This is a genomic window from Acinetobacter sp. YH12255, from assembly GCF_013417355.1.
Classification (GTDB): Bacteria; Pseudomonadota; Gammaproteobacteria; order Pseudomonadales; family Moraxellaceae; genus Acinetobacter; species Acinetobacter pseudolwoffii.
The window spans coordinates 1-5,560 of the sequence record NZ_VPEC01000083.1 but is presented as its reverse complement, the minus strand read 5'-3'; the positions used below and the strand labels follow the sequence as shown (position 1 = coordinate 5,560).

7 protein-coding genes are annotated in these 5,560 nt (G+C 39.5%); 3 read left to right on the top strand and 4 right to left on the bottom strand.

Annotation, left to right across the window (positions count from 1 at the left end; all coding sequences use genetic code 11):
- A partial coding sequence (locus FTV30_RS15475; RefSeq protein WP_180001887.1) for a nucleotidyltransferase domain-containing protein occupies positions 1-449 on the bottom strand: 449 nt, incomplete at its 3' end.
- A gap of 3 nt (positions 450-452) precedes the next feature.
- The gene (locus FTV30_RS15470; protein ID WP_004919011.1) at positions 453-728 is read right to left on the bottom strand and encodes a hypothetical protein; all 276 of its coding nucleotides are present in this window, start codon (positions 726-728) and stop codon (positions 453-455) included.
- Between the two features lie 209 nt (positions 729-937).
- Between FTV30_RS15470 and mobQ the strand changes: the two genes are divergently transcribed.
- The 3 genes from mobQ to FTV30_RS15455 all read left to right on the top strand — a co-directional run bounded on the left by mobQ (position 938) and on the right by FTV30_RS15455 (position 4,145).
- On the top strand, positions 938-2,356 hold the full coding sequence (gene mobQ, locus FTV30_RS15465) for a MobQ family relaxase (protein WP_065996350.1): 1,419 nt from the start codon (positions 938-940) through the stop codon (positions 2,354-2,356).
- 601 nt (positions 2,357-2,957) lie between these two features.
- A complete protein-coding gene (gene repM / locus FTV30_RS15460) occupies positions 2,958-3,896 on the top strand; it encodes a replication initiation protein RepM (protein WP_065996348.1) in 939 nt (312 codons plus the stop codon).
- A 15-nt stretch (positions 3,897-3,911) separates the two neighbouring features.
- Positions 3,912-4,145 (top strand): hypothetical protein, encoded by a 234-nt coding sequence (locus tag FTV30_RS15455; protein ID WP_065996352.1) that lies wholly within the window; start codon positions 3,912-3,914, stop codon positions 4,143-4,145.
- 21 nt (positions 4,146-4,166) lie between these two features.
- Here FTV30_RS15455 and trbL read toward each other — a convergent pair whose 3' ends face one another.
- Together trbL and FTV30_RS15445 are read right to left on the bottom strand one after the other, a co-directional pair.
- Entirely contained in the window at positions 4,167-5,072 is a 906-nt protein-coding gene (trbL, locus tag FTV30_RS15450; RefSeq protein WP_204832353.1) for a P-type conjugative transfer protein TrbL, read from the bottom strand.
- 21 nt (positions 5,073-5,093) lie between these two features.
- Positions 5,094-5,560 (bottom strand): aminoglycoside adenylyltransferase domain-containing protein (locus FTV30_RS15445; RefSeq protein ID WP_180001886.1); only part of this gene is annotated, 467 nt, incomplete at its 5' end.

Here is a 5,560-nt window from a genome sequence, read left to right as displayed (position 1 = left end):
GAAATTTCAGGTGCCCATTGGTTTAAAGCTGGCCCAAATAAAACTGTATGATGAGATCTCGCTTTTCTAAGCAATATACTAATATCTGGGTCTTTCTGTGAGCTCAATATTCCACCTTCTTTAAGCTCTTCACGCAGCCATTCACCAAATTGCATTTCATAACTTAAAGGATAAATTCCAGACTGAATCTCATCTTTTAATAAAATAGTAACTTCTAATGGCCTTTGTAATTCCCCAACAGGCTGTGAAATTTTTAGTAATTCTTGTGCAAGCTGCTCACGTAAAGCAGAAGTTAATGGTTGAGTGACCACGACCAGTACATCAAGATCACTTTCTGGCCCTAAACCACCGTCAACAGCTGAACCATAAAGATAAATTGCAAATAATGATTCCGCTAAAAGCTGCTGTAATTTTTCTTGTAGATATTCTAACTGAATTAAATCAGGCATCACTCACTCCTTTAATGGAAGATTAAATAATTCTCTATCTCGATTTTCGGTTAAGTATTTATCGAGTTGAGCCATTAACTTTTCATGAGCAACAGTGTCATTTTCGACGATTTTTAACATACAAGAGCCGATTAAAATCTTACGTCTTGTATCATTCTTTCGTTCTAACTCTTTTTGCTTAGAACGTTCACGAGCTACAGCAGCTTGTTTTTGAGCTTTTAACTGTTTTAACCGCTCTTGTTGCTTAGAAATTTGTTGTTCCAATGACTCAATTTTCATCTTTAACATACCTTTCAAATAGAGGAAATCCCCCTAAATCATAAGCGCACTTGAACATTGCTTTCAAGTTGCTATATGATTGTTGTGGGTTTTCCCGAAGGGCGCACTTTCCCAAACTAAAGTTTGGAGTGCGTAAGGGGACACCCCTTAACCCCGAAAAAAAATTTTCAATTTTTTTTTAAAAACACTTGTCAATGGGACTTTACATCGTGGCTATTTTTCACTTTTCAGTAAAAAATATTAGTCGATCAGATGGTCGAAGTGCTGTTGCGTGTGCTGCATATAGATCAGGGGAAAAATTGAAAGATGAACGCTATGGAAAAGAGCAGGATTACACGAAGAAAACAGGCATAGAATTTAAAAATATCTATGCGCCTGAAAACACCAAAAAAGAATTATTAGATCGGGAAACGCTTTGGAATACGGTCGAAACCATTGAAACTAGAAAAAACTCTCAATTATCAAGAGAATTTGAAGTTGCATTTCCTTGTGAATTAAACCAAGAACAACGAGAGAAGATGCTCAATGAGCTATGCGGAAAAATTGTAGAACGTCATAAGGTCGTTGTTGATGCAGTCATTCATGCCCCACATACCGCAGGCGGAAGTGATGACCGCAACTATCACGCCCACATCATGCTCACTACACGCAGCATTAACCAACAAGGCGACCTTGATAAAAAAACGAGAGAATTTAACGACAACGGCAAACAAGAAGTCGAACACTGGAGACAACAGTTTGCGGAACTCTGCAATCAATTTCTTGAACAGGTTGGCAGCCATGAGCGTGTCGATCACCGCAGCTACAAAGAGCAAGGTTTAGATTTAGAAGCCACACAGCATGAGGGTTCTACAATTACCCAACTTCGCAGACAGGGCAAGGACACTGAAATCAGTTTAAGTAACGATGCGATTAAGGCTAGAAATACAGAACGCCAATTAATTAAAGGACTTGAGCAAGAAATTTTAGCCACAGAACGCCTTGTTCATGACTTGGAACAGACCAGGGAAAATTTAGACCAGGAACAACGCCAAAAAGAAAAAGACCAGGAACAACGTTCCCCTGAAGAATTAACCAAAATTGCATATAGCGTTATTTCGCAATATAACGACGCTATAGCCACAGAAGCGAAAAACATAGCGTCATCTATCCAAAAAACAGAAATCGAGCAAATAAACGCTGTTTTGGAGCAAATAGAGCTATCTAAAAGCGATATTAAACACCAAAAAGAAGAACTAGGAAAAAGACCCCTGTTTTTTGGCGGAAAATGGGATACAGCAAATGCTGAAATTCAGAAGCAGTTGAACCAGCTGGAAGAACAAGAACGAGAATTGAGGAATAACTCCCCTCGATTTGAGCCTGAACGCTATACAGATCGGGCAAAACTGACTGTAAACAAGGCTAATCCAAACCTAAAAGCTAAATATGACCGAGCAAGAAATTATCTTGAGCGAGAACAACAACGGAAGTTAGCCGAACAGGAAAAACGAAAACAAGAAGCCAAAGCCATACAAGAACAAGAAAAACAGGCATTTTTTGCACGTAAAGCCTTGCGTGAACAAGGTAAGCATGAAGAAGCCAACAAGATGCTTGAAGCCGAAAAGCGGAATAGACCACGTTCAAGATAGGTATATCTATGGTGCAAAATATATGATTTTGCACCATAGATATACCTATTCTTTTTGGTGTTTATTAAAATTATCTAAACAATACATGGTTTTACAGAGCGAGTGTCTACGAGCGAACTAGCAATATTCGACCCTCGACCCTCTGAAAAACCGCTTTTAAATGACTTGAACCCTAGAAAATCTATATTTTCATGTTGAAATCTGCACCTAGACCGAGCGAAGCGAGCATAAAGCCTTATGAGCGAAGCGAATTCATAGTTGCTTTTGCTTTTAGATTTCACAAACAGGATTAACCGAAAAATTGCCCCTCGAAGCGAGCTTGCGAGCTTCAATAAAGTACGAGCTTTAGCGAGTACATAGGGCAATTTTGACCCCTCCCCTCTTTTTTAATTTTTTTATTTTTTTTAATTTTTAGGGTGACTGAAATCCTTATATAGCAATGGTTTCAGACTTTATATAGCAACGTTTATCTTGCAATATAGCAACGTTTATCTTGCAATATAGCAACGTTTATCTTGCAATATAGCAACGTTTATCTTGCATATTACAACATTGTTATATAATGTTGCTATAACAACAAAATTCGAATAAGTTGCTATGTATGAAAAAAGACCTAGTCGTTAAGGATAATGCGCTGATCAATGCCAGTTATAATTTAGACCTTGCAGAACAACGCCTAATCCTTTTAGCAATACTGGAGGCGAGGGAGTCTAATATCCCTAGTGACCGTGATTTAACTATCCATGCAGAAAGCTACATTAACCATTTCAATGTCCATAGAAACACCGCCTACAAAGTCTTAAAGGATGCTTGCAAAAACTTGTTTGAGCGTCGCTTTAGTTACCAAAAATTAACGGCTAAAGGCAATCTTGAGAATGTTATGAGCCGATGGGTACAGCGTGTGTCCTATGTTGAAAATGAAGCCCTTGTCCGTATCAGGTTTTCAGATGATGTTGTGCCACTGATCACCAACCTAGAGAAGCATTTCACCAGTTATGAACTGGAGCAGGTAAGTAGCCTAACGAGTGCCTATGCCATACGTTTATATGAACTACTAATTGCATGGCGTAGCACTGGGAAAGTATCAATGCTTGAAACTAAGGAATTGAGGTCAAGACTTGGTGTATTGGACACAGAGCATCAACGGATGGAATCGTTTAAAAGACGAGTATTAGAGCCTGCTATTCAACAAATTAACGACCATACCGACATTAAGGCAGAATACGAGCAACATAAGCGAGGACGTTCAATCATTGGGTTTTCATTCAGCTTTAAACAGAAATCCAAGCCTAAAACAATCAACCATGAACGAGATCCAAGCACGGTTGATATGTTCTGCAACTTGTCAGACAGTCAGATAAATACTTATAGCTCAGTATTGTCTAAAGTCCACAGTATCAGCGACCTAGCAGGGAATAAGGACTATCAAGCATTTGCAATATGGATTGCCAATATTTTACGTGACCCGTCCAGTGTGCGAGAAGAAACGGCAAAACGCATATTCAAGGCATTGCGAACAGAAACAGATTTTAAAGGTTAAATGGGAGTATTACTAATGACTGATTTATCAAAACTAAGTGAAACCGAGCTATTAGCTATCTGGAATAAAGATAATTTTGGACTGAAAGGTCAACTATACAAACTAGAACAAGAGTACATCGAAGCCAAAGAAATATTGGATAACTGGCAGAATAAAGACCACCCACTTTATGAACGTCATCAAAGTTGTGTGGATGGTCTTATTACAAGGATTGAGCGTATAAAACAACAACTAAACAAATGCGAATAATCAGAAAAAATCTGTCTCGCCCTATGAGATAGTGTTTTCATCCTGATTGCTTTTAGATCGTTTTGACCGTAGCTCGTTTGCTTTATTCATCATCGAGCCAGCCATACGTCCACCAGTCGTAGAACCACTTAAACGACTACCAAGGTCACTTTTTAAAGCAGAACTCATATTCATGGCCATATTACCAGCCATAAAACCAGCTTTACCCATTGCACTCGATGGGCCTGTGCCAGTTGCTTGAGCCGTTTTAAGCTGTTCACTTGCCAACGCTCCAGCGCCTTTTGTAGCCATAGACGCACCAGCTGCACCAGCAGCAGCGCCAGCTGTCGCAGCAGCCACAGCACGTAGGGCAGAAGTTAAAGCAGCACCACTTCCAATAGATGAACCGTTAATCACACCTTGGAGCATATCAGGCACAATTTTGGTTAATGCCAGCAGTACCACACTACAGCCAATCATACCGACCAAACTTACATTGTCTTCAACATTAAAGCCCGTAGCCCACTCTTGGATAAAAGTAAGTCCAAGACCTGCAATCAATTGTAAGATAAATATTTTTGCACCGACTGAAACAGCATATTGAATAGTTTTCAAGGCATAGTCTTTCGTCCATTGCGAACCTGCAAACCCCATCATTAAGACACTAGCTGACACCACGATATACATTTCAACCAACGCCAAAACCAAGAACGCACAAATCAAGGCAAATGCAATCATGATAATGATTGAAGCAATCAGCATCCCCAATGAATCAATAGGCGACCAAGCACTTACCGAGTTTAAAATCTCTTGGACGATCTTCCAGCCGTTCACAAAAAAATCTGAGGGTGTAAGCAGACTGTAGCCACTGGCGGTAGATGCAGCCTGCCTGAAGCTATTTACAATCGCTTCAGCGAACGTTGCTGAGTTCATCAAAAGCCATGACATAAAGCCAGAATCAAAAAATTATTATGTGATCAGATTTCTTTTCTGCTCAAACTGCTCTTCAATTTTTGAACTCAAAAAATTGACAATAGGCTGCAAAGCATAATGCTCCTCTTGCCAATTTTGTTTGCCGATTTCCCCTCTATATTCCTGTATAAGTCGCTGCAATACGAATTTCTGCTCATCAGAAAGCTGAGACATAACCCATCGTGCAGCATTGTCTTTTGAAGCAATATCCTTCATCACTAAACTAAAATAGATCCGGCATAAAGCTAAAATCTGGTTTCTTTCATCTGCATCCTCATCCCAATGCGCTACAATTTCGGGATAAGTGTCAGACATTGCTTGCCATAGTTCTTGATCAGAAATTTCAGGTGCCCATTGGTTTAAAGCTGGCCCAAATAAAACTGTATGATGAGATCTCGCTTTTCTAAGCAATATACTAATATCTGGGTCTTTCTGTGAGCTCAATATTCCACCTTCTTTAAGCT

What these genes read in the sequence shown, in the direction of transcription:
- repM (WP_065996348.1), top strand. Translation starts at nt 2,958, where the DNA reads ATGAAAAAAGACCTAGTCGTTAAGGATAATGCGCTGATCAATGCCAGT.
- FTV30_RS15455 (WP_065996352.1), top strand. Translation starts at nt 3,912, where the DNA reads ATGACTGATTTATCAAAACTAAGTGAAACCGAGCTATTAGCTATCTGG.
- FTV30_RS15470 (WP_004919011.1), bottom strand. Translation starts at nt 728, where the DNA reads ATGAAAATTGAGTCATTGGAACAACAAATTTCTAAGCAACAAGAGCGG.
- trbL (WP_204832353.1), bottom strand. Translation starts at nt 5,072, where the DNA reads ATGTCATGGCTTTTGATGAACTCAGCAACGTTCGCTGAAGCGATTGTA.